This is a genomic window from Aquimarina sp. AU474 (genome assembly GCF_900312815.1).
Taxonomy (GTDB): Bacteria; Bacteroidota; Bacteroidia; order Flavobacteriales; family Flavobacteriaceae; genus Aquimarina.
The window spans coordinates 93358-117883 of the sequence record NZ_OMPE01000005.1 but is presented as its reverse complement, the minus strand read 5'-3'; the positions used below and the strand labels follow the sequence as shown (position 1 = coordinate 117883).

General features: G+C 32.9%; 26 protein-coding genes. 8 read left to right on the top strand and 18 right to left on the bottom strand.

The window, feature by feature from the left end; all coding sequences use genetic code 11:
- Positions 1-14 precede the first annotated feature (14 nt).
- From DK508_RS03310 to DK508_RS03295, 4 genes are all read right to left on the bottom strand, one after another.
- The gene (locus DK508_RS03310; protein ID WP_235016267.1) at positions 15-587 is read right to left on the bottom strand and encodes an RNA polymerase sigma factor; all 573 of its coding nucleotides are present in this window, start codon (positions 585-587) and stop codon (positions 15-17) included.
- Between the two features lie 32 nt (positions 588-619).
- Positions 620-826 (bottom strand): membrane or secreted protein, encoded by a 207-nt coding sequence (locus DK508_RS03305; protein ID WP_109299327.1) that lies wholly within the window; start codon positions 824-826, stop codon positions 620-622.
- Positions 827-973: 147 nt separating this feature from the next.
- A complete protein-coding gene (gene murB, locus DK508_RS03300; RefSeq protein ID WP_109299326.1) occupies positions 974-1987 on the bottom strand; it encodes a UDP-N-acetylmuramate dehydrogenase in 1014 nt (337 codons plus the stop codon).
- Positions 1987-3177, bottom strand: coding sequence for a pyridoxal phosphate-dependent aminotransferase (locus DK508_RS03295; RefSeq protein WP_109299325.1), 1191 nt, complete (start codon positions 3175-3177; stop codon positions 1987-1989). The genes murB and DK508_RS03295 overlap by 1 nt, the downstream gene beginning before the upstream one ends.
- A gap of 104 nt (positions 3178-3281) precedes the next feature.
- On the opposite strand from DK508_RS03295, the gene DK508_RS03290 reads away from it, so the two are divergent.
- Positions 3282-4631, top strand: coding sequence for an aspartyl protease family protein (locus tag DK508_RS03290; RefSeq protein ID WP_109299324.1), 1350 nt, complete (start codon positions 3282-3284; stop codon positions 4629-4631).
- A 56-nt stretch (positions 4632-4687) separates the two neighbouring features.
- Here DK508_RS03290 and DK508_RS03285 read toward each other — a convergent pair whose 3' ends face one another.
- The gene (locus DK508_RS03285; RefSeq protein ID WP_109299323.1) at positions 4688-5089 is read right to left on the bottom strand and encodes a DUF1573 domain-containing protein; all 402 of its coding nucleotides are present in this window, start codon (positions 5087-5089) and stop codon (positions 4688-4690) included.
- A gap of 126 nt (positions 5090-5215) precedes the next feature.
- Between DK508_RS03285 and DK508_RS03280 the strand changes: the two genes are divergently transcribed.
- Positions 5216-7849, top strand: a complete 2634-nt coding sequence (locus tag DK508_RS03280; protein WP_109299322.1) for a valine--tRNA ligase — start codon at positions 5216-5218, stop codon at positions 7847-7849.
- Between the two features lie 54 nt (positions 7850-7903).
- Here the strand turns inward: DK508_RS03280 and DK508_RS03275 are convergent, their stop codons facing one another.
- The 6 genes from DK508_RS03275 to rsfS all read right to left on the bottom strand — a co-directional run bounded on the left by DK508_RS03275 (position 7904) and on the right by rsfS (position 12680).
- Complete coding sequence (locus DK508_RS03275) at positions 7904-8170, bottom strand: acyl-CoA-binding protein (protein WP_109299321.1); 267 nt, start codon at positions 8168-8170, stop codon at positions 7904-7906.
- A 2-nt stretch (positions 8171-8172) separates the two neighbouring features.
- A complete protein-coding gene (locus DK508_RS03270) occupies positions 8173-8820 on the bottom strand; it encodes a phosphatidylserine decarboxylase family protein (protein ID WP_109299320.1) in 648 nt (215 codons plus the stop codon).
- Positions 8810-9613 carry a phosphatidate cytidylyltransferase gene (locus DK508_RS03265; RefSeq protein WP_109299319.1) on the bottom strand — a complete coding sequence of 268 codons (804 nt, stop codon included), beginning with the start codon at positions 9611-9613 and terminating at the stop codon, positions 8810-8812. Before DK508_RS03265 ends, DK508_RS03270 begins: the two co-directional genes overlap by 11 nt.
- A 1-nt stretch (position 9614) precedes the next feature.
- Positions 9615-10103 carry an LUD domain-containing protein gene (locus DK508_RS03260; protein WP_370443814.1) on the bottom strand — a complete coding sequence of 163 codons (489 nt, stop codon included), beginning with the start codon at positions 10101-10103 and terminating at the stop codon, positions 9615-9617.
- 239 nt (positions 10104-10342) lie between these two features.
- A complete protein-coding gene (ftsH, locus tag DK508_RS03255; protein WP_109299317.1) occupies positions 10343-12295 on the bottom strand; it encodes an ATP-dependent zinc metalloprotease FtsH in 1953 nt (650 codons plus the stop codon).
- 13 nt (positions 12296-12308) lie between these two features.
- The gene (gene rsfS, locus DK508_RS03250) at positions 12309-12680 is read right to left on the bottom strand and encodes a ribosome silencing factor (protein WP_109299316.1); all 372 of its coding nucleotides are present in this window, start codon (positions 12678-12680) and stop codon (positions 12309-12311) included.
- An 89-nt stretch (positions 12681-12769) separates the two neighbouring features.
- Between rsfS and DK508_RS03245 the strand changes: the two genes are divergently transcribed.
- Entirely contained in the window at positions 12770-13501 is a 732-nt protein-coding gene (locus DK508_RS03245) for a biotin--[acetyl-CoA-carboxylase] ligase (RefSeq protein WP_109299315.1), read from the top strand.
- Here the strand turns inward: DK508_RS03245 and DK508_RS03240 are convergent, their stop codons facing one another.
- A complete protein-coding gene (locus DK508_RS03240; protein WP_109299314.1) occupies positions 13502-13894 on the bottom strand; it encodes an orotate phosphoribosyltransferase in 393 nt (130 codons plus the stop codon).
- A 15-nt stretch (positions 13895-13909) separates the two neighbouring features.
- Positions 13910-14551, bottom strand: coding sequence for an orotate phosphoribosyltransferase (gene pyrE / locus DK508_RS03235; RefSeq protein ID WP_109299313.1), 642 nt, complete (start codon positions 14549-14551; stop codon positions 13910-13912).
- Between the two features lie 8 nt (positions 14552-14559).
- On the opposite strand from pyrE, the gene DK508_RS03230 reads away from it, so the two are divergent.
- Positions 14560-15168 (top strand): NUDIX hydrolase, encoded by a 609-nt coding sequence (locus tag DK508_RS03230; protein ID WP_109299312.1) that lies wholly within the window; start codon positions 14560-14562, stop codon positions 15166-15168.
- Here the strand turns inward: DK508_RS03230 and DK508_RS03225 are convergent.
- Positions 15160-16905 (bottom strand): M14 family metallopeptidase, encoded by a 1746-nt coding sequence (locus DK508_RS03225; protein ID WP_109299311.1) that lies wholly within the window; start codon positions 16903-16905, stop codon positions 15160-15162. The genes DK508_RS03230 and DK508_RS03225 overlap by 9 nt on opposite strands.
- Before the next feature lie 157 nt (positions 16906-17062).
- Here DK508_RS03225 and DK508_RS03220 point away from each other — a divergent pair, with 157 nt between their 5' ends.
- The 4 genes from DK508_RS03220 to DK508_RS03205 are packed head-to-tail and all read left to right on the top strand — an operon-like array spanning position 17063 to position 21043.
- Positions 17063-18661 carry a SulP family inorganic anion transporter gene (locus DK508_RS03220; protein WP_109299310.1) on the top strand — a complete coding sequence of 533 codons (1599 nt, stop codon included), beginning with the start codon at positions 17063-17065 and terminating at the stop codon, positions 18659-18661.
- A 41-nt stretch (positions 18662-18702) separates the two neighbouring features.
- On the top strand, positions 18703-19434 hold the full coding sequence (locus DK508_RS03215) for a prolipoprotein diacylglyceryl transferase family protein (RefSeq protein WP_109299309.1): 732 nt from the start codon (positions 18703-18705) through the stop codon (positions 19432-19434).
- The gene (locus tag DK508_RS03210; RefSeq protein WP_109299585.1) at positions 19434-20828 is read left to right on the top strand and encodes a radical SAM protein; all 1395 of its coding nucleotides are present in this window, start codon (positions 19434-19436) and stop codon (positions 20826-20828) included. The genes DK508_RS03215 and DK508_RS03210 overlap by 1 nt, the downstream gene beginning before the upstream one ends.
- Positions 20825-21043: a hypothetical protein gene (locus tag DK508_RS03205; RefSeq protein ID WP_109299308.1), complete on the top strand. Its 219-nt coding sequence runs from the start codon at positions 20825-20827 to the stop codon at positions 21041-21043. Before DK508_RS03210 ends, DK508_RS03205 begins: the two co-directional genes overlap by 4 nt.
- Here DK508_RS03205 and DK508_RS03200 read toward each other — a convergent pair.
- The 4 genes from DK508_RS03200 to DK508_RS03185 all read right to left on the bottom strand — a co-directional run bounded on the left by DK508_RS03200 (position 21040) and on the right by DK508_RS03185 (position 24526).
- Positions 21040-21861: a class I SAM-dependent methyltransferase gene (locus tag DK508_RS03200; RefSeq protein WP_109299307.1), complete on the bottom strand. Its 822-nt coding sequence runs from the start codon at positions 21859-21861 to the stop codon at positions 21040-21042. The two genes, DK508_RS03205 and DK508_RS03200, sit on opposite strands and share 4 nt — an antisense overlap.
- 175 nt (positions 21862-22036) lie before the next feature.
- Positions 22037-22375, bottom strand: a complete 339-nt coding sequence (locus DK508_RS03195; protein WP_109299306.1) for a hypothetical protein — start codon at positions 22373-22375, stop codon at positions 22037-22039.
- Positions 22376-22744: 369 nt separating this feature from the next.
- A complete protein-coding gene (locus tag DK508_RS03190; RefSeq protein WP_109299305.1) occupies positions 22745-23203 on the bottom strand; it encodes a GyrI-like domain-containing protein in 459 nt (152 codons plus the stop codon).
- 129 nt (positions 23204-23332) lie between these two features.
- Entirely contained in the window at positions 23333-24526 is a 1194-nt protein-coding gene (locus tag DK508_RS03185) for a DUF1501 domain-containing protein (RefSeq protein ID WP_109299304.1), read from the bottom strand.

Sequence of the window (24526 nt, the reverse complement as noted above, 5' to 3'; positions counted from 1 at the left end):
GTTTGTGCGAAAAATTAAGTCTTCGGAGTGTTGATGATTTCGGCTAATAGCTTTTTAGCCCGTAACAGTTTTACCTTAATATTGTTGATAGGTTCGTTAAGATTTTCTGCAATTTCTTTATAACTTAATTCCTGGAAATAACGTAAATTAATTACTTGCTGATAATGAGGTTTTAATTGCTTTATATACCGAAGTAGCTGTGCGAGATTTTGTTCGGTGATTAGTTTGTCTTCTGGAGTAGGGTTATCATCAGCGATTTTATATACAGAATCATCAACTTGAGTAGTTGTTTTGGACTGTATAGAGGCATTTTTTTTTCGTAATAAATCAATATGAATATTTTTAGAAATTTGGATCAACCAAGTCTTAAAATTATATTCTTCGTTAAACGTATTGATCTTGTCAAATGCTCTAGAAAAACTTTGAATAGTAATATCCTCGGCTTCATATTCGTTTTCAGTTCTTTTTAATTGAAAATTATAAACGTCATTCCAAAAAGTGTCCAAAAGATAATTAAAAGAAGTTTGCTTTCCTTCTTTTGCATTACCGATATGCTCTTCTAACGAAATACGATGTTCTTTTTTCAACGACTTATTTTTGAATAGGAAAGTTGAGATGATTATTTAGAATGTTCGCTCTCATTACATCCCGAAAACTCATCTGGTGTTTTACCACAAAGAGAACAAGATTCTCCTTCTTGATTTAGAAAAGGACTTTGGCTTGCACAAGTGCCGGCAAACTTTCCGTCTTTTTTGGCCCATAATTTAATGGCAATTCCTGCAAATGCGATTAATAAGAGGCCAACTGTAAGTAATAAAAGTTTCATAACTAAATAATATTGTATCTAAAATAGGCTGCAAAGATACAAAGAATGTCTGTCTATGACTATGATAAACATAAAATTAAGTCTCAAATCATTGCCAAAATAAGAAAATAGCTATGTTGACCGTCTTTAGTTGTTTGTATTCAATATCTAGATAATATTAACTTCCGTTTCGAGTTTTATATCAAATTTTCCCTCGATTTCTTTCTGAATTTTTTTTGCGAGATCTAATATTTCTTTGCCTGAAGCATTATCATAATTTACTAATACCAAAGCTTGTTTTTCATGAACACCAGCATCGCCCCATCTTTTTCCTTTGAAACCACATTGTTCAATTAACCAACCCGCAGGTACTTTAATGTTGTTTTTATCTATTGTGTAAGACGGGATTTGTGGATACGAATTTTGTAGTTGGGTAAAGTGATTTGTAGAAATAACAGGGTTTTTAAAAAAACTACCGCTATTGCCAATTTCTGATGGGTCGGGAAGTTTACTTTTTCGTATTCGAATTACAGCTTCCGAAACATCTCTAATTGTGGGATTCGTTATTTTGTGATCCGCGAGCGCGTTTTCAATAGCACCATAAGTAGTGTTAAGGGTATGATTTTTTTTACTCAATCTAAATGTTACCTTAGAGATGATGTATTTACCTTTTTCTTCATTTTTAAAAATAGAATTGCGGTATCCAAATTTACAATCTTCATTAGCGAAAATATGTTTCTTACCAGTGCTTATTTCGTAGGCTTCGCAGCTTAACAAAGTATCCTTAAGTTCTACACCATATGCACCTATGTTTTGGATAGGGGCGCTCCCGACATAACCAGGGATTAATGATAAATTTTCTAAACCTCCATAATCATGATCAATACAATATTGAACAAAATCATGCCAGTTTTCACCTCCATTTGCAGATACTAAAACTGTGTCGTCAGAGTCTTCTGTGCAGGTAATTCCTTTTATGAGTAGGTGTAATACCAGTACATTTATATCCTGAGTTAAGAGCATATTGCTACCACCACTCAATACAAACAACTCTTTTTGATTTTTTTTTGAAAGAATGTTTATTAGTTCAGATTCAGAAGTAATTTCCGCAAATTCTGACGCAATAACATTGATACCAAATGTGTTGTATTCTTTTAATGATTTGTTTTGCTCGATCTTCATTAGGCATTATATTTTTCTAAAGCGAGTCTTAATATTTCTATTGCTTTTGTTAGATCTCTTCTGTTTAATACGTAAGCTATTCTAACCTGATTTCCTCCTTTATTTGGGCTTGAATAAAAACCTGAAGCCGGAGCAACCATTACGGTTTGATTATTTACATCAAACTTATCTAATAACCATTCAGCAAAATGATCTGCATCCTTTACAGGTAATTCTGCAATGCAATAAAAAGCACCCTTAGGCATAGCGACTTTTACTCCCGGGATTTTTCTAAGTCCAGAGACTAAGGTGTCTCTTCTAGATTTATATTTAGCTACAGTATCTTTATAATATGAGTCTGGTGCTTCTAAAGCAGCTTCGCTGGCGATTTGTGCAAAAGTCGGAGGGCTTAATCTCGCCTGAGCAAATTTCATAGCTGTTTCCATAACACTTTTATTCTTGCTTACCATGCATCCAATTCGCGCACCACACATGCTGTATCGTTTTGATACCGAATCTACAACAATTGCATGATCGTTTAAATCTTTTTCTTGAAGTATAGAATAATGTTCTTTGTCATCATATACAAATTCTCTATATACTTCATCAGAAATTAAGAATAAATCATATTTGATAGCTAATTTTGCTAATTGCTTAATCTCTTCTTTGCTATAGAGATACCCTGTAGGGTTTCCAGGATTACATATTAAAATAGCTTTCGTTTTATCGGTAATAAGTTTTTCAAACTGTTCAATAGCTGGTAAAGCAAATCCGTTTTCAAGTGTCGAAATAACAGGAACCACTTTTACTGTGGATTGTGTCGAAAAACTATAATAATTAGCATAAAAGGGTTCGGGGACTATAATTTCATCACCCGGATCCGTAATACTGCCCATAGTAAAGATTAAAGCTTCACTGCCGCCAGTAGTGATTAATATATCATCAGAGGATATGGTGATATCATGTTTGGCATAATAACCTGCTAATTTTTCTCTAAAACTCTCAAATCCAGCCGAGTGACTATAGGCTAATACATCTAAAGTGTGATTCTTCACAGCCTCCATGGCCTCAATAGGTGTTTTAATATCTGGTTGACCTATGTTGAGGTGGTATATATGCTTACCTGCTTTTGCTGCTTTTTCAGCAAAAGGAACCAATTTTCGAATTGGAGATTCTGGCATAGCCTTACCTTTACGGGATATTATTGGCATTTGAGTTGATTTAAAAAATAAAATAGCGGTAAATTTCTTAAATTATTTAAGAATTAGATAGATATTGGGAACTATTTTTCAACTATTTTTTTATATTTAGGGGAATGAAGATTTTACTATTGAATTTTTGTCATTTTCTTAAAAGTAAAGCGTTAGTACTCTTTCTGCTTGCGAGCTACACCGTTTTAGGGCAAGGAAACTTCAATTTACCGGCCGGAACAACTAAGGATAAGATAAGATTTGAGTTATCAAATAATTTAATTATTATTCCTGTTTTTGTTAATGGTGTAGAGCTTTCTTTTATTTTAGATACTGGCGTGGGATCTACGATTATCTTTAGTGTAGATAATAAAAAATCATTAGAACTTAAAAATGCATCCAAAATTTATTTGAGAGGTTTAGGAGATGATGAGCCCGTAGAGGCTATAAAATCTTTGAAAAATGAATTGAAAATTGGTAAAACGACTAGTACAGCACACACTATTTATTTGGTGTTAGATGAATCTATAAATTTTTCTCCTCGAATGGGTTTTCCAGTTCACGGTATTATAGGGTATGATTTTTTTAAAGATTTTGTTTTGGATATCAATTATATCAAAAAGGTCATTAAGATAAACAAACCTGATTCCTATAAATATAGGAAATGCAAAAAATGTTATGAAACAGTATTGGATTTTAAAAACCAGAATAAAAGACCTTTTTTCTCAGCAAAATATAAATCGGAAAAAGGATTAATAGATATTAATCTTCTTTTAGATTCTGGATCAGGGTCATCTCTGTGGTTGTTCGAAAATCAAAAAAAAGGAATTAAGGTATCTGATAATTCGTTTAGAGATTTTTTAGGAAAAGGATTTAATGGAGATATCTATGGGGCAAGAACCAAAATAAAAGAATTGCATATAGGTAATTTTATGTTAAAGGATGTGACTACATCTTTTCCTGATTCTATTTATATAAAAGGTATTTCGATAAATGATAGACAAGGATCTCTTGGAGGTGGTGTGTTAAGGAGATTTAATATCATTATGGATTACCCAAACAAAAAAATCTCTTTTAAACGCAATAGTTTTTTTGAAAAACCTTTTTATTATAATATGAGTGGCTTAACTATTCAACATGTAGGTTTTGTTTTTTCTAAGGATTATAATGAAAAGGATAGGTTTTATATAGGTTTAAATGAGATCGTAAACAAAAAAACGGTTCAATTTACCAATGACTTTATTCTACAGCCCAAATATGAAATTTCTGATGTAAGATCAGGATCTCCCGCCGATGAAGTTGGTTTGCAAGAAGGAGATATTATTCTTGAAATTAATGGTAGAAAAGCATACACATATAAATTGTCAACTCTTAACGACCTGTTTTATTTTGAAGAAGGAAAAAAAATAAGGTTAAAAATAAAAAGAGCCGGAGTTGATATGCGATTCGAATTTTATCTTAAAAAAGTAATCTAATAAAAAAAAGGATAGTTCATATGAACTATCCTTTTATAAATAACATTATATAATGTTTAGTCATTCTTTTCTAAAACACTTTTGTCTAATACAGTTCCTTTAATTTTTATTGCTTTTGTTGATTCTTCTGCATTAGAATAAACAGTTATGGTTTTTCTTATCGGTCCTACTCTTTTTGTGTCGTATTTTACCTCTATTATACCACTTTCTCCTGGTGCAACAGGTCCTTCGGGTTTTTTAGGTATAGTACAACCACAACTAGAGTACACTCTAGAAATAATCAAAGGAGCATCTCCGGTATTTGTAAATTCGAATTGTCGAACACCATCACTGCCTTTGGCTATCTCACCATAATCAACAACTTCAGTTTTAAATTTTATTTCCGCCTTACCAGTATCTTGAGCGTTCAAGCTTACTGTTAAAAGACTAATAAATAAAATCATCATTACTTTTTTCATAATGTAGGTTTTTGTTATGTGTAAAAGTAGTTACTTTTTATCCAACTTCAAAATTGCAAAAGACTTTCAAGTTGTCGTATATAATAATTACTTTTGCACTTTAAAATCCAAAAATCGGACCAAAGTATGGCATTAGCTGCAAAATACGATGCAAAATCAGTAGAAGAGAAGTGGTATAACTACTGGATGACGAATAATTACTTCCATTCTGAAGTAGATGAACGAGAAGCGTACACAATTGTTATTCCGCCACCAAATGTCACTGGCGTTTTGCATATGGGACATATGCTTAATAACACTATTCAAGACGTGCTTATTCGTAGAGCTCGTCTTAAGGGGTATAACGCCTGCTGGGTGCCAGGGACTGATCATGCCTCTATTGCAACTGAAGCAAAAGTAGTGGCGAAACTGAAAGAAAATGGCATAGATAAAAATGATTTAACCAGAGAAGAATTTTTAGAACATGCATGGGAGTGGACTCATAAACATGGTGGTATTATATTAGAACAGCTTAAAAAGCTAGGAGCATCTTGTGATTGGGAACGTACGGCCTTTACAATGGATGACAATCTGTCTGCTTCGGTTATTAAGGTCTTTGTGGATTTACATAAAAAAGGCCTGATTTATAGAGGGTATCGTATGGTTAATTGGGATCCTCAAGCAAAAACTACACTTTCTGATGAAGAAGTTATTTACGAAGAAAAACAAGGTAATTTATACTATTTAAAGTATAAAATAGAAGGAAGTGATGATACGTTAACCATTGCTACTACTCGACCAGAAACTATCATGGGGGATACAGCTATATGTATTAACCCAAATGATGAAAGGTTTACACATCTTAAAGGTAAAAAAGCAATTGTGCCTATAGCAAATAGGATAATTCCTATTATCGAAGATGAATATGTAGATGTAGAATTTGGTACAGGATGTCTAAAAGTAACACCTGCGCATGATCCTAATGATAAAATAATAGGAGATACTCATAAGCTAGAAGTTATAGATATTTTTAATGATGATGCTTCTTTAAATTCTTTCGGATTACATTATGAAGGTAAAGATCGTTTCGTAGTTCGTAAAGAGATTGTAAAAGAATTAGAAACTATAGGCGCATTAGAAAAAATAGAGACTCACCTTAATAAAGTGGGGACTAGTGAGCGTACTAAAGCAGTAATAGAACCAAAATTAAGTGATCAATGGTTCTTGAAAATGGAAGATTTGGCTAAACCAGCTTTAGATGCTGTACTAAATAAAGATGTGAATCTAGTTCCTGAAAAATTTATCAATACCTATCGCCATTGGATGGAAAATGTGAGAGATTGGAATATCTCACGTCAATTATGGTGGGGGCATCAGATCCCTGCTTATTTTTATGGTAAGGGAAAAGAAGACTTTGTAGTAGCAGAAAGTAGAGCGGAGGCTTTGGAGTTGGCTAAAGAAAAAACAGGAAATAGCGCCTTAAGTGATAGTGATCTTACTCAAGATCCTGATGCTTTAGATACTTGGTTTTCGTCTTGGTTATGGCCTATGAGTGTATTTAATGGCATTTTGGAGCCAGATAATGAAGAAATCAACTATTATTATCCAACAAATGATTTGGTTACAGCTCCTGAAATTTTGTTTTTCTGGGTGGCTCGTATGATCATTGCTGGATATGAATATAAAAGAGAAAAACCTTTTACGAATGTTTACCTTACTGGTATTGTTAGGGATAAACAACGCCGTAAAATGTCTAAATCGTTAGGAAATTCTCCCGACCCACTTGATTTAATAGATCATTATGGTGCTGATGGGATAAGAGTAGGAATGTTGTTAAGTTCTCCTGCAGGAAATGATTTAATGTTTGATGAGGATCTATGTAAACAAGGTAGTGCATTCGTAAATAAAATTTTTAATGCTTCTAGACTTATTTTGGGGTGGGAAGTCGATAAAAATATAGATCAGCCTGAGGCTTCGGCTATTTCGATACAATGGTATAAGTCAAAATTTCAACAAGCTTTAGCAGATCTTGAGGATAATTACAGCAAATATCGTATCAGCGATGCCTTGATGACTACTTACAAATTAATTTGGGATGATTTCTGTAGCTGGCTTTTAGAAATGATTAAACCTTCTTATGGCAGTCCAATAGATGCTAAAACGTTTCAAGAAGTGATTGCAATTCTGGAAGATAACCTAAAAATTTTACACCCTTTTGTACCTTTTATATCCGAAGAAATTTGGCAACAAATTAAAGAACGAACTCCAGAAGAAGCGTTAATTGTATCTGCTTGGCCAAAACCGGAATCGATTAATGAAAAATTAATTAAGGAATTTGAAATTGCGGCCGAAGTCGTTTCTGGTATTAGAACCATTCGAAAAGAAAAAAATATTTCTTTTAAAGAGACTATCGAATTATCAGTTATTAATAATGAAAAATCAGCTACCAGCTTTGATGCTGTAATCTCTAAGTTAGGTAATATGTCTTCTTTGGATTATGTGCAAGAAAAAGTTGATGGAGCGCTTTCTTTTAGAGTAAAATCTAATGAATATTTTATTCCTATTTTAGGAGCGATTAACGTAGAGGATGAAATAAAAAAACTTACCGAAGAATTGTCTTATACTCAAGGCTTTCTGAAATCTGTACAAAAGAAATTGCAAAATGAACGTTTTGTAAATAATGCTCCAGAGCAAGTAATTGCCAACGAGAGAAAGAAAGAAGCAGATGCAGAAGCTAAAATAATGACTCTTAAATCAAGTTTAGAAAGTTTGCAAAATTAAAATTTCAAAATAGATTGATGATTAAAAAAAGCCTTGATTTTATCAAGGCTTTTTTTAATCTGTAATATGCTTATTTACAAGATCGATGTATTTTATTTTTGCTTCTTGTTGCGAAAGGTTTTTTACTTGAAAAAGGGCATTTAGTTTAAATGCATTTCTAAGTTCACTATTTCCTGACGGTGTGTAAAAGCCATCTGCGTGTGTAGCTTGTTTGTAGTATGCATAAAAGTGAAGCATAACATCTGGGGGAAACTGCATTTTTGTATTACAGGCCCGCTCATATGCTTTATCAAAAGCAGTATTTAATTCTTCTTCGGTCATGACTAAAGATTAGCAATAACACTCTCACCACCTTTAACTTTTTGATTTAAAGTTACATTTAATTCGGTTCCCAATGGTAAAAACACATCAACTCTAGAACCAAATTTTATGAATCCGCTATCAGATCCCTGCGTTACTTTCTCACCTTCTGTGGCGTAGTTTACAATTCTTTTTGCAAGCGCACCAGCGATTTGGCGATACAAAACTTCTATAAGGTTATTTTTTACAACCACTGTTGTTCTCTCGTTCTCTTCAGAAGCTTTTGGGTGCCAGGCAACTAGGTATTTTCCTGGATGATACTTACTAAAAATTACTTCGCCATTAATAGGGTGTCTGGTGACATGAACATTTATAGGAGACATGAATACCGATACCTGTAACCTTTTATCGTTAAAATGTTCTTTTTCAAAAACCTCCTCAATAACGACTACTTTGCCATCTACAGGGGCAACCACAGTATTGTCGTTTATATTAGTTTTTCTTTTAGGATTCCTAAAAAATTGTAATATCAAAATAAGAAAAGCTAGAGTTAATACAAACACAGCTATCTGCCATTCATTATTTTGAATGGCAACGTATGATGCAACGTTGATTCCTAAAAATAGAACTAATGTTACTGATATTATCTTGTATCCTTCTTTATGAAACATATTTCAAAATTTGTAAAAATGCATATAAAAATGGGCTTGCAAATATAACACTATCCAAACGGTCATAGATGCCCCCGTGTCCAGGCATTATTGTGCCACTGTCCTTAACGCCTGCTTGTCTTTTAAACTTTGATTGTATTAAATCTCCTAGGGTACCAAAAATACTCATAATTATACTTATAATCAACCAAATTGTTAATGATAAAGTATTCGATAATATTGCGATTAGGTATCCGGTAAGAAGAGAAAAAACAAAACCACCTATAAAACCTTCTATAGTTTTTTTGGGAGATATTCGTTCTAGTAATTTATGTTTACCAAAGTTTTTTCCAACAAGATAAGCAAAAGTATCATTTGCCCATGTGATTATAAAAGCACCGGCTATAATTAAAGGTTCGTACTCTCCAGAATACATGGGAGCCAATGTTAAAAAGGTAATAGAGGTAATTAGATAAAAAATACTTGTTCCGTATTTTCGTTTTTCGAACATTGGGATAATTCGAATAGTAACTAAGTCTTTTATCAAAAATAATTCTGTAATTAATGTAAGTACAAGGACCGGAATGGTTAGGTAAAGTTGACCTTGAAACACGTTTAATAGAATAAAAATAAAAATAAATATTAAGTAAAGTCTTTTGTTTTTAAGATTGATTAATTTTTGAAATTCATAAATGGAAATCATTCCGAAAAGGAAAAATATTCCGATAAATGTATACTTAGAAACAAATATTGATACTAGTAATATTGAAACGTATAAAAACCCCGATAAAGACCTTGTGAGCAGTTCTTTCATATTATAAATCTTCCAGCAGCAGCAAATATAGATTTTTTGAACTACTTCCATAGCTTAAGAAATCCTTTTCTTTTTGCGGCTCGAAATCTTTAATGGTTGTAATATTAGAAGGGATAGCGTTTTTGTTTTTTTCTTTAATTCCCTTTAAACCTTCGCCAATACTTTTAACTAATTGACTAGTAGCTGCTAAAATCACAAAATTATCTGGTAACTCGGTAAGTTTTTTTTCTCTAAGTTGATTTGAGGAGACTAATATAGATCCGCTGTCGGCTATTAAATATTCGCAGGTTGCAAAAAAGAAGGAAGCTGTTGAGTTTTTTACGTATTCCAAGTTAAAGTCAGAGAACTTATGTTCTAAGCCAATATCAAAACAACAGACCTGTTTTTCGTACCAATCATTTTCCAATAGAATCTTGTCAAAAGAGTCTAAAACTTCATTATCGTTATCGCAGTACAGAAACTTGCCTCCGTTTCTTTTGAAATTCATCATGAAACTTTCATCGATTGGTAGATCGATTTCTGGCATGTACTTACTACGATCGTCGATGTGACGCTCCTTACTCTTTTGGTCTGATTTAGATTTTGAGGAAAATAATCTTCTAAATAGACTCATTTTTTATGTTACGCTTGGGGAATTACAATTTTACACTATCTTCAAAGATAAAAAAAATCTTAACCTAATTTTCTGTCAGGTTAAGATTTTTCAATTTACAAGTAAAAATAAATTTTTTATGAAGGTTCGATGATTATTTCCTCTTCTTTTTTTCCAAAAGGTCTTTCGCCGAATATCTTTTCTAAATTATCTTTAAAAATAACTTCTTTTTCTAATAATACTTCAGCAAGTTCTGTAAGCTTATCCTTGTGTTTTTCTAATAAATCAATAGCTCTTTGATATTGTGTTTCGATTATATTCGAGATTTCTTTATCGATTAATTCACTGGTTTGCTCACTATATGGTTTTGCAAAATTATATTCACTTTGCCCAGAAGAGTCATAATAGGTTAAATTCCCTACCTTATCATTTAGACCATATATGGTTACCATTGCTCTTGCTTGTTTAGTAACTTTTTCAAGATCACTTAGTGCTCCTGTAGAAATTTCATCAAATATTACCTTTTCTGCAGCACGCCCTCCTAAAGCAGCACACATCTCATCTAACATTTGATTCGGTCTAACAATCAACCTCTCTTCAGGAAGATACCAGGCAGCTCCTAAGGATTGCCCTCTTGGTACGATAGTAACTTTTACCAAAGGTGCAGCATGTTCTAGCATCCAACTTACAGTTGCATGACCAGCTTCATGAAAAGCAATAGCTCGTTTTTCTGCAGGAGTAATAATCTTGTTTTTCTTTTCAAGTCCACCTACGATTCTATCTACTGCATCTAAGAAATCTTGTTTACCAACAGCTTTATTCCCTTTTCTAGCAGCAATCAAGGCCGCTTCATTACATACATTCGCAATATCAGCACCAGAAAATCCTGGAGTTTGTTTTGCTAAGAATTCTGTATCTAATTCGTTTTCTACTTTTTTAAGAGGTCTTAAATGAACTTCAAAAATTTCTTTACGCTCTCTTACGTCTGGTAGATCTACATAAATTTGGCGATCAAATCGACCAGCACGCATTAATGCTTTGTCCAGAACATCTGCTCTATTCGTTGCAGCAATGACAATTACATTAGTATTGGTTCCAAAACCATCCATCTCAGTTAAGAGTTGGTTAAGTGTATTTTCTCTTTCGTCGTTAGAACCAGAGAAATTACTTTTACCACGAGCCCTACCAATTGCATCGATTTCATCAATAAAGATTATAGCAGGAGATTTTTCTTTTGCTTGTTTAAACAAATCTCTAACTCTAGAAGCACCTACACCTACAAACATTTCAACAAAGTCGGATCCCGACAAAGAGAAGAAAGGTACTTTAGCTTCACCGGCAACAGCTTTAGCTAACAATGTTTTTCCTGTTCCTGGAGGTCCTACTAATAATGCACCTTTAGGTATTTTTCCTCCAAGCGAAGTATATTTTTCTGGATTTTTAAGGAAATCAACAATTTCTTGTATTTCTTCTTTTGCTCCTTCAAGGCCAGCTACATTTTCAAAAGATACTTTTACCTCAGTATTTTGATCAAAGAGTTTAGCTTTGGATTTACCAATATTAAAAATTTGCCCTCCGGCACCACCACCAGCACCACCGCTCATTCTTCTCATGATAAATATCCAAACTCCAATAATAAGAGCAAATGGTAATAATGTAATAAAGATTTCACTCCAAACATTACTTTCTGTATCATAAATAACTTGCGTATCAACTCCATTATCTTTTTTAACAGAAGCAATTTTATTTTCGAAATTTTGTAAATCTCCAAACTCAAACTGATAATCAGGGTCGCTTGGACTAGAAGGTAAGATAGACTTACTCTTATTCATTTTGTGCTTATCTAATGATCGTGCTTCAGGAGTAAGGAAAACTTTTGCATTACGGCGATTGATAATTACTACTTTTTCAACTTCTCCATTACTTAAAAAATCCTGAAACTCTGATGGGGATGTAGTAGGAGCAGATCCTAATCCACTTCCTCCCATGAAATTCAACACTAAAAAACCAATAATTATAATTGCATAAATCCAATATGCACTGAATTTTGGTTTTTTATTAGGTTCTACTTTTTTATTGTCTTTAGCCATTTACGGTTTTCTTTTAATAATTTGTTTCGATAACTGTAGTTTTTGCATCTCCCCAAAGTCCTTCCATGTCATAGAATTCTCTTATATGCTTTTGAAAAACATGAACTACAACATTTACATAATCAATTAATACCCATTCTGCATTTTCACTACCTTCAACATGCCAAGGTTTATCTTTAAGTTCTTTGCTTACAGTTTTTTGGATGGAATTAACAATTGCATTTACTTGAGTATTAGAAGTTCCGTTGCAGATTACGAAGTAGTTACAAACTGTATTTTCGATGTCTCTAAGATCCAAAATATTAATGTCATTACCTTTTACTTCTTCAATACCTTTTAATATTTGAGTAATTAATTGATCGTTACCGATTTCTTTTTTAGTCATGCATTTTTTTAATTTGTGTAAAGTTATTACTTTTTATTATTTAAATATCCGTATTAGTCGGACATTTATGAAACTTTTACACCTTTTATATGCATATAATCAAAGTTGATGCCATTGACTCAACAAATAGCTTCTTAAGGGGCTTACATCGCGAAAAAAAAGTAGAGAGCCCTGTTTGTGTTAGAGCAATTGCACAAGAGGCAGGAAAAGGGCAGATGGGAACCGTATGGCAAAGTAATCCAGGAGAAAACCTTACTTGTAGTGTGTTTATGCCTGTTCAGGAGATATCGATAACCGATCAGTTCTTTGTTTCTATAGTAACATCGTTGGCTGTTTGTGATGTTTTAAACGATTTGATGGTCACAAGATTATCTATAAAATGGCCTAACGACATTCTGTCAGATAGACTTAAAGTATGTGGTATTTTAATAGAAAATATTGTTAAAAATGGCAGGTTAGAAGGAGTGATTGTTGGGATTGGTTTAAATGTTAATCAATTAAAATTTGATAGTTTACCGCAGGCAGGATCGTTAAAACAAATTTTGGGTAAAAATCTGGATATCGATGAAGTTTTGCATGGGCTGCTTAATAAATTAAAAGAACGGTTTTCTCAACTCAAAATTTCCAGGTTTAAAAGCCTAAAATATGAGTACGAAACTATGCTTTTTAGAAAAAACAAACCCTCTACATTTAATGATGCAAAGGGAGACGCTTTTGTTGGTATTATTCAATCAATTACCAATGAGGGTAAACTTCAGGTTTTATTAGAAGATGATGTGGTTTCTAATTTTGATTTAAAAGAAATTAAATTGTTATATTGATTATAACTTACCTATGTTTTCGCTAAGCGTATTAATGAAATTTTGAATAGGGTTTTTAATCATCATTGCCATCATCGCATTAAATTCTCCATTAAAAGTAAGTTTTGTTGTACTTTTTCCGTCTTCTGTGTTAATAATATCTGCTGTTAAAGTAAAAGGAAGTTTGTCACTTGCTGCACCTAATACAACTTGACTCGAAGGAGTGTTTTCTTTTTGATCCAATACTAACTCAGGCATCCCTTTTAATTGAAAAAGAAACCTCGAATCATTGATTTTTTCAAACTTTTGTTTGCTTTCTGGCATAAGTTGTTCAAAATTTTCAACTTTGGTTAAAAATTCAAATACTTCTTCTGCTGTTTTGTTTACTGTAACTGTAGGGCTTTCTAAATTCATAATGCTATTAAATCGTTAAATATTCCACTCTGATGGATTGGTTCTCCAGCTTTGTAGTGTTTGTAATTGTTGTTTGGTAATGTAGTCTGTATCTAGAGCTTGCTCTAAAAGGTTGTCGTAATTACTGAGCGTGTGCAAAGATAATGCCGCATCCTTAAAATTTTGTATAGCTACATCAAACCCGTAATTAAAAATGGCGACCATCCCCATAACTTCAGCATTCACCTCATGTAATGCCTTAACTGCGTTTAAGCTGCTTTTTCCTGTGCTAATTAAATCTTCTACAACGATTACCTTTTTTCCCTCGGGAACAATACCTTCAATTTGATTTTTTCGACCGTGTTTTTTGGCTTCAGGACGTACATAAATAAAAGGAAGATCAAGTTGTTCTGCGACTAGCATCCCAATACCAATAGCACCAGTTGCTACACCAGCAATAACATCGGGTTTACCATATTTATCTTCAATAAACTTCGCTAGATTCTCTTTTAAGTATTTCCTTATCTCGGTATAAGAAAGTGTAATTCGATTATCACAATAAATCGGAGATTTCCATCCAGATGCCCAGGTAAAAGGTTCTTGTGGTTGTAATTTAATTGCATTAATTTGCAACAATAACTCAGCAGTTTTTTTTGCTGTATTTTTATCAAAAATCATAGTTGCAAATGTATAAAGTTTTTGTGAATAATACGCCTATTATTCTATCTACAAAAAAGTCTATTGATGGGTATAAAATGATACCCATTAAAAAGGTGGAATTTCCAACAATTATTAAAGATATTTTGGATAAAGAAGCTGTCGATGAAGAGGCTAAATATCATTTCTATCATAAAAATGAAGATAAACTTATTGAACATTTGTACTCTAAGTTACCAGTTGTAGTAGCCGGCGGAGGTAAGGCTTATAATGCCAAAGGGGAAATTCTTTTTATTTATCGTAATGGTAAATGGGATTTGCCCAAGGGAAAAATAGAAAAGAATGAGCATATAGAAACAGCTGCTATTCGAGAGGTTGAGGAGGAAACTGGAGTTACGGGACTTGAGATCACTAAGTTTTTGTACAAAACCTATCATGTATTTAGACGAAATGGAGAATATAGGCTTAAGGTTACGTATTGGTTCGAAATGAAAACAGAATATAAGGGTGATTTGGTGCCGCAAAAAGAAGAAGGTATCACCAAAGTGAAATGGAAGAATAAGAGAAAAGCCAAAAAAGCATTAACCAACTCTTATGCGAATATAAAAAAACTGTTTTCGTATGATTATTTATCGTAAAATCCTTGATACTGGGTATCTAAGGTGTGCTTTTTCATAATGATTAGTTTGTTGGTGTATCCAGTTTAATTGTGCATACCAGTTATTGGCAAATGCAGAATCTTTTTTCTTTTTTTCGAATTGTAGCCTTATTTTTTTATTATTTTTTAATATATCAAAAGCTTTGTCTTCCCATACGTAGGGAGAAAAGCCTTCTTTTTGTTGAAGTATGGTGTCAAAAAAGTTCCAATTAAAAAATGAATCGGGTGCTTCGGGTTCCAAAGTTTCCATAATGTATCTAAAACCTTTTTGACTCGTATTAACGATAATATCTCCTTTTTTGAATCTAATTTTTTCGTTGCTTTTATTTAGCGAAGTTTCATAATGAAGATAATGCCCCTCGTAAGGCTTTTTTCGAGTTTTGTAATCTTTGAGGTGATACGTTTCTACAGATAGTACAGAATCTTTTTTTAAGGTTGTAAGTTGTATTTGATTTTGTTTTAGTAAATCAATAACATTCCACCAGCCTTGCGGAATAATATACGCTTTAGGAATACTAATTTCTGTTGTTGGGGTATAGTAATCTTGATATTTAACTTCTTTAGTATATGGTGAATTTTGAGAGTATTTTAGGCGTTTTGCCCCTGTAATTTCGCTATCTATAAACGCTCCTTCATACCCTTTAAAATTAAACTTAGAAACTTGAGTGGTGTCTACTTTCCAATTCACGGGATATGTTTTTCTTTTTGATTGCTCGGCAAACGTTTTGTCCCTTAAGGCTCTAATTGTTTGTCCATCCTTTTCTGTAATTTCGATCATAGATTTCATCAATTCGTAAGTTCCTTCAACTCTTTGTTTGTAGGGTTTTAACATATGTGTTTCGACCATCATCCCTAAGGTATTCCATAAAGTGGTGTATCCTGTTGAATATCGAGGAGAATCCATAAATTGTGTCCATCCTTTATCAGGCGTGGTTCCCCAAACATTTACATATGGGGTGATATCCCACTTTTTTGAAGCAAGAGAAGTTTCTAATTGTGGACGCATTTTGGTATTTAAATAATTGCCTAATTTTCCTCCAAGTTTATTGTGTTGTGTAAATAAATGGGTTAAAGTATATTGATAATCAGCACCATTACTTACGTGGTTGTCTATAAAAACATCAGGTTGAACCAGATGAAAGATTTTGGCAAAAGTCCGTGCGTTCTTACTGTCATTTTTAATAAAATCACGGTTAAGATCATAATTTCGTGCATTGCCTCTAAAACCATATTCTTTCGGACCATTTTGATTGGTTCTTGTTCCAGAGTTTCGGTTTAACGCCCCTCCAATATTGTATATGGGGATAGTAGTTAAAATGGTATTCTCGGGAACCTTAATCTTTCTTTGTACAATATCTCTAAATAACAACATAGTTGCATCGATACCATCACTTTCACCTGGGTGAATACCATTATTAATCAATATGATTTGTTTCTCAACACGAATTTTTTCGAAATCAAACTCCTGATCTGGATTTAGAGTTATGATGTGTAATGGGTGTCCGCTGTCGGTTATTCCTATTTCCTGCATTTTAATTTCAGGAAATACCCTAGTTAGGTTTTGGTAGTAGTTTATTACTTCGGTATAGGTAGGTGTTTCTGTTCCTTTACTTTTTTCGAAAGTAGTTGTGAAATCGTGATTTTTGCCGTCTTCTTTTTGTGAAGTATTACAGGAGAGAGTAATAAGAAAGCCTAAAAAAAGCAGAGTTCTATACATGATTTGTAGATGTGATGAATGAAAGTCAAATATACTAAGTTTCGTAAATTAAAAATCTTCCATAACGTTTTAGTTGCATAGATCCTTGAGATAGCTTTTAATTTTACTTGTTGTACTACAAAATAAACGTATTTTTGCACCCTCAAATACCATAATAATGACAGAGTTTGTAAGAAAAAGGGTGGCAAATGCCAAAAATGATATTTTATCTGGTTTAACTGTTGCATTGGCTTTAGTGCCAGAAGCAGTGGCTTTTGCATTTGTAGCAGGTGTTGATCCATTGGTTGGTTTGTATGCAGCTTTTATGATAGGCTTAATAACTTCTATTTTTGGTGGTCGACCAGGAATGATCTCAGGAGCTACCGGAGCATTGGCTGTTGTGATGGTGAGTTTAGTAGCCGAAGGGAATGCTATGGGCGCACCAGAGGAAGAACTTGGACTCTATTACCTTTTTGCTACGGTTATTCTAATGGGAATTATTCAAATGCTGGCAGGAGTTTTTAAACTAGGGAAATTTGTACGTTTAATTCCGCATCCCGTAATGATGGGATTTGTAAATGGTTTGGCGATAGTGATTTTCCTTTCTCAATTAGGGATGTTTAAAGAATTTGTTGGTGGAGATAAAGTATGGATGAAAGGTGGAGATCTGTTTCTAATGGTTGGGTTGGTATTGTTAACAATGGCTATAATGTGGGGATTGCCAAAATTGAAAGCTACCGCAAAATTGCCAGAAGCACTTATAGGGATTGTTGTAGTTTCTGCTATTGTAATTTTAGGAAAGTTAGATGTGGCTACCGTAGGTAGTTTTATTAAAGATGGTGGTGGAGAAGGTCTTAAAGGAGGTTTGCCTCAATTTCAATTTGATATTTTTAATAAAATACCAATGAATTTTGAAACTTTTAAATTTATAGCTCCTTATGCATTAATACTTGCTGCTATTGGATTGATAGAATCTTTAATGACTCTTAATCTTATTGATGAGCTAACCGAAACAAGAGGTAATTCGAATAGAGAATGCTTAGCGCAAGGTGGAGCAAATATTATTACTGGACTATTTGGTGGTATGGGTGGTTGTGCTATGATTGGACAATCAATTATTAATATTAAAGGAGGAGGACGTACTAGACTTTCTGGTATTGTTGCGGCTGTGACTTTATTGTTGTTTATATTATTTGCATCTGGTTTGATTGAACAAGTACCTATTGCGGCATTAGTAGGAGTAATGTTTATGGTAGTTATCGGTACTTTTGCTTGGTCAAGTTTCAGGATTTTGAATAAAATACCCCTTACAGATGCAATTGTTTTAATCGCAGTATCATTATTAACGGTGTTCTTCGATTTGGCTGTTGCAGTAATCGCTGGTGTAATAATGTCGGCATTAGCATTTGCATGGGAAAACGCCAAAAAAATTCGAGCAAGAAAACATATAAAAGAAGATGGTACTAAAGTGTATGAAATATGGGGTCCTCTTTTCTTTGGAAGTATACAGGCTTTTAATAATAAGTTTGATGTTGCAAACGATCCAGAAAATGTTGAAATAGATTTTATAGAATCTCGTGTAAGTGATCATTCTGCACTAGAAGCGATATTTAATCTTGTAGGTAAGTATGAAGAAGCCGGAAAAAAAGTAAGAGTCAAGCACTTAAGTGAAGAGTGCCAAGCCTTAATGATCAAAGCTTCACCTAGGTTGGCTAGTGTAATTGAGCATGATGTGGATGATCCAAGATATCATGTGATGGCTAAAGCTATGAAATAAAAAAAGTGTATATTTCGATAGTAAATTGAATTAATTTGTAAATGGATATTCCTTTTGAGCCTATTGTTTTTGGTGTTAAAGTGAATATCCATTTAATTTTAGAGTATGCTGCATTTTTTATTGGGTTTAGGTATTATGTTTACCTTAAAAAACGCAGTAATGATCTAATATCTTCAAACAATAGATTGTCTATTATTATAGGTGCAGTTTTTGGCGCTTTTCTTGGTTCTCGTATTGTAGGTTTTTTAGAGTATCCGGTTTTTTCTTCTGGCGCGGCTTATTTTATTTCTTTGATTAATGCAAAAACCATAATGGGTGGGCTTTTTGGTGGGCTTTTGGGGGTAGAACTAGCAAAGAAAATTATTGGAGAAAAACAATCCTCGGGAGATTTATTTACGTTCCCAATAATATTAGGGATTCTTATTGGTAGGATAGGTTGTTTTTTTGCAGGTACCAACGAGTTTACTTTTGGGAAAGCTACTTCTTCAATATTTGGAATGGATTTGGGAGATGGTATTGCAAGGCATCCTATTGCGTTATATGAAGTGATTTTTCTCTTCATTTTATGGATTGTTTTAAGAAGGTTTCAAGGTCAGGTTAAACCAGAGAATGGATTATTGTTTAAGTATTTTATGATCGCTTATTTCTTATTTCGGTTTTGTATAGAGTTTTTGAAACCTAATATATTTTTGATTTTAGGGTTAAGTAGTATTCAGTATTTATGTATCTTATGCATGATTTATTATTGGAAAACCATTCGAAAACTTTTTTAATGCCTACTAGAAAATATACCTATTACGATTATACTTTAAGTTTATGTCCTACGTGTCTTAAAAGAATTGATGCAAAAATTGTTTTTGAAGAGGGTAAGGTTTTTATGCTTAAACGTTGCCCAGAACACGGTCGTTCAAAAGTGTTAATTGCTGATGATGTCGAATATTATAAAAATATAAGAAACTATAATAAACCTTCAGAATTTCCATATAAATTTAATACAACAACAGATTATGGATGCCCTTATGATTGTGGATTGTGTCCTGATCATGAACAACATTCTTGTTTAACTATTATCGAAGTAACAGATCGCTGCAATCTTACATGTCCCACGTGTTACGCCTCTTCATCTCCTAGTTATGGGCGACATCGTTCTTTAGAAGAGATTAAAAAGATGTTGGATGCCATAGTTGAAAATGAAAAAGAACCGGATGTGGTTCAGATTAGTGGGGGCGAACCTACAGTACATCCCCAGTTTTTTGAGATTATGGATTACGCAAAGCAATTGCCTATTCGTCATTTGATGCTAAATACTAATGGAATTCGTATTGCCAAGGATAAAACATTTACAGAGCGGTTAGCAAGTTATATGCCGGACTTTGAGGTGTATTTACAATTTGATTCGTTACAATCTGAAGTTTTAGAAAAACTAAGAGGAGAGGATCTTACTAGTGTTAGGAAACGGGCCATTGCAAACCTTAATACTGTGAACCTATCTACTACACTGGTTGTAACATTAGAAAAAGGATTAAATGATGATCAAATAGGGGATATCCTTTCATATGCTACAACACAAAAATGTGTGCGAGGAGTTACTTTTCAGCCTACGCAGATTGCAGGTCGATTAGAAAACTTTGACACGCAGACAGATAGAATAACGCTAACTGAGGTAAGAAGGAAAATATTAGAACAGTATCCAGTATTTCAAGAAGATGATCTTATTCCTGTGCCATGCAATCCAGATGCATTAGTGATGGGATATGCTTTAAAAAATGAAGACGGGATTTTACCTCTTACTAGATATATTAATCCAGCAGATTTATTGGATAATGGTAAAAACACCATTGTTTACGAGCAGGATGAAGAATTACATGGAAAAGTTCTTGAGTTGTTTAGTACAGGTAACTCTGTCGAAACAGCTTCAGAAAACCTAAAATCTATAATGTGTTGTTTGCCAGAAATCGATGCGCCTGATTTGGGGTATGATAATTTATTCAGAATTATAATTATGCAATTTATAGATGCGTATAATTTTGATGTTAGAGCTGTTAAAAAATCTTGTGTTCATATTGTGAATAAGGATTATAAAATTATTCCTTTTGAAACCATGAACTTATTTTATCGAGATGATAAGCAAGCATATTTAGAACAACTAAGAAAAGAAACAGTATGATATTAAATTCAATTGTATTCGAACCGGGAAATCTTGATGGAATCATTTATCTAATTCTATTAATTCTATTAGGTCCTCCCTTATTTCTTGCTATAATAGGATTTATTCTTTTTAAGACAAAAAGTCGCAAAGCAGGAAAGATTTTCTTTATTCTTGCTGGTGTGTATTTGGTTGTTGGATTAGGAATTTGCGGAGCGCTAATGGCTGGGTTCTAAATCTTTTCTAAAACAAATAAGGACTCGTTTAAAATATCTGATTTGTTAGATATTTTATTATCAGAAACATATTTTTTGCAAAGATCAAACTCATCAGTGTATTCTTTTAATGTGTATCCATTTATATTAAGGAAATAATCGTGCGGTATGGTTTGGTGTGAAAAAGAATCATTAGTATCGTTATTGCTATCAAAATAAGCTAATAGACGATTGTATACATCGGTTTTTTCTACCTCGGGTAAATACGTAACACAACCAACTTTATCTCCTGGTTTTTGAAGCTCCTTAAAAACTTCAAATAATTTATTCGTTGTTTGACGATTCAAAAAGAAAAATACTCCTTCGATTATTATAAATGTCGGTTTTTTCTTTATTAGCGGAGTAAGAGACGCTACGATTTCTTCTGTTGTCTTATGATTAAAATCTATTGAAGCATATTGTATATCCCTAGACGGTAACTTTCCTTCTCTTGTCCAGAGATCAACTTTTTCTTTTTTATAATCAACAATATCTTTTTTATCCACCTCAATAGTGGATAAGGTATTATCTAATGAAAATTGATACATGCTAAAACCCGATCCAAAATTAATTAAGCACCCTTTATTGTTTTCTTTAAAAAAGGATTGTAGTGATTCATGAAAGAAACGATTTCTTAAACTATGTAAAATGGCTTCATGTTTAGAAACACTATTCAAGATATCTGGTATTAAGGCATCCGTAGCAGGATTGTTCCATAACCTAGCATAAATATCTTTACTGATATTTTCGTGATAAGATCGATATGTAGATACGACAAAGGCGGTTTCGTGAACTTGCATGTGTAATATGATTGTATTAAACTCCTTAAAGAGGAGTTACAAGATACATATAGCTTTTGTTTTCATCAAGAAAACAGTTAAATCACTTTCGATATTTGATTTTTCTAATTAGGGCACAAAAAAACTGCTCCTTAAAAAAGGAGCAGTTACTATATTTTTTAAAAAATGTTTTGTCTTATGGTAATAAAGCAACTAGCGTAGTATTCTCTTTACTAGTCTCAACTTCAGTTGATGTGTTGTTAGCTAATCGAGTAATTTTTCTTGTTTCAGCTTTGAAACCATTCTTTTCTAACAATAAGTTATAGAATTCTGACTTGCTGTTTGTTGAAACTTCTTTTCTATAGTTTTTTATTTTAATATTAAAATTATTCTTTTCTACAAGCGCTTGGAAAAAGTTAGCTTTTGAAGCCTCTATATTAATAGAGTTTGTCTTTGTGTCTTCAATAGCGATTTCTTGTGCACTAATGGTAGAGAAAGTAAATAAAAGAATTAAAGTAAAAAATATAGTTTTCATAGTTTGGGGCTTTATGAAGTTTGTAACTTATTCTGTTTCAAAGGTAATACGAAAAAATCCTGACAAAAAATGTTTTCAAAAGTTTTAGATAAAGAGGTTTTTAATCTCGATGAAATACACAAATTTTACGGTTTAACCGTATTTTTTGAAAGGTAATTTTTTTATAAACTGTACGGGTTTTTGATTTTTGATGAGATAATTCATTGATAATTACCCTTTAAACTACCTATTCTTTAATAAAATGTATGGTTTAGGTGGATTGATGAAATATAGTGTTGTGAGGTATCATCTACAAATAATTTGTTAAAAGAAGGTAAAAGAGTAGTATGTATAAGAGGAGTATAAAAATATGCTCCTCTTATTAATTTTTTAAAGAACACCAACAAAAATATCTACTTCAGCTTTGGTAGGATCTATAGCTCTTTCGTCATACACTTCAAAATCTGTAGTGTACGTTCTATCTAAGTTACTTTTCCAGATTTTTGCCCATGCCTCAGGAATTGCTGTTTTGGTTACATCACCTTTGGCAGTAAATTTTAAATAGTTACCATTTTTTATAGTGGTGCCAACCATTCCTCTGGGGATTGCATTAAGATCACTTACTTTACAACCAACAATAGCGTTATAATAGCCAGAGGCCCCATTTTCATAATCGGTATAAATTCCAAAGAGGGTATCCTCTAATTTGTTTGGTATTTTGTTCATTGCTCCTTGAGCCATAAAAGTTTCCCAAAGCTTTTGTATGTCAAGGGTTACGTGTTGGTCTTCATTTCTAGTACGAACTGAAAGGCCTACCACATGAAAAGAATCAAATTTTTTAGTTGTCATATTTTTGTTTTTAAGATGAATATTAAAACAAAAATAGAATGAGGCTATGACAAAGGTATGTCAACAAGGATTCGTGTAAAGTGATTTTTTTGGATACTAAAAGTGATCTAATAATTGTTTGATTCAACATCAAACAAATTGTAACTTTTTAAAATCTTTATTCAAAATCGATTGGTTATCGACATCCAGCCAATTATTTAAAATAGTAGCATATATACTTCTAAAGTCTATCGTGTATTTAATATCTCCGTTATTATCAAGATCATGTAAGTTGGGCAATTCATTATATACCCCTGCTTTTTTTAGAGAGCCTCCTATTGCTATTACATTATTGGCAGCACCATGATCAGTGCCTCGACTACCATTTTGTTTTACACGACGGCCAAATTCAGAAAACGTGAGGATAAGGGTGTCGTTAAAACGATCATTTTTTTTAAGATCCTCTACAAGAGCTCCAATTCCTTCGGCATAGATTTTAAGTAAACGATCTTGACTGTTTAATTGATTTACATGACTATCAAAACCGCCAAGAGAGCTATAAAACACTCGTGTTTTTAATCCTGAAACAATAAAATTGGCGATAGTTTTAAGATTTTTGGCAAACGAAGTTTGGGGATATTCTGTATTAGTGGTATATATTTTTGATGTTTTATGAATGTATGAGGCCGAAGAATAGGTCTCTAACATGGTTTTGTATAAATACCCTTGGTTATCTTCATCCAACATTTCTTTTTGAGTATTAGCAACAATAGTATTAAAAAAAGGCTCTCTGGTGGTTCTGTATAGTTGATTAGGGTCAGAAACTGCAATACCATTCATTTTGTTTCCTTTTAAGGCAAGAGAAAGAGAGTTGTCAACTTCTATTGCTTGATACGGTAGCTGGCAATTGGCATCCAGGTATCGGCCTACCCAACCTGTTGATAAATATTGATTTGTATCACTAGCCGTTTGCCAGATATCCGTACTTCTAAAGTGAGACCTGTTAGGGTTTGGGTATCCTACATTGTTTATGATAGATACTTCACCGAGGTCATATAAGTTTTTAATAGCTTTTAGATTATTATTAAATGCCAGATCATCAGTTATTTTTAACGTTTGATTTATTTTTTTTGCTATCTGAGGCCTGGCACTATGATAGATGTCGTTGCTAATGGGGATGATGGTGTTTAAACCATCGTTTCCTCCAGATAGTTGAATAATAATTACATTTTTATATCCCGATAATTGATCAGGTGATAAGAACTCCATACCTTTTAAAAAAGAAGGAATTAATGTCATGCCCGAGGCAAAAACGGATTGTTTTAAAAAATCTCTTCGTTCCAT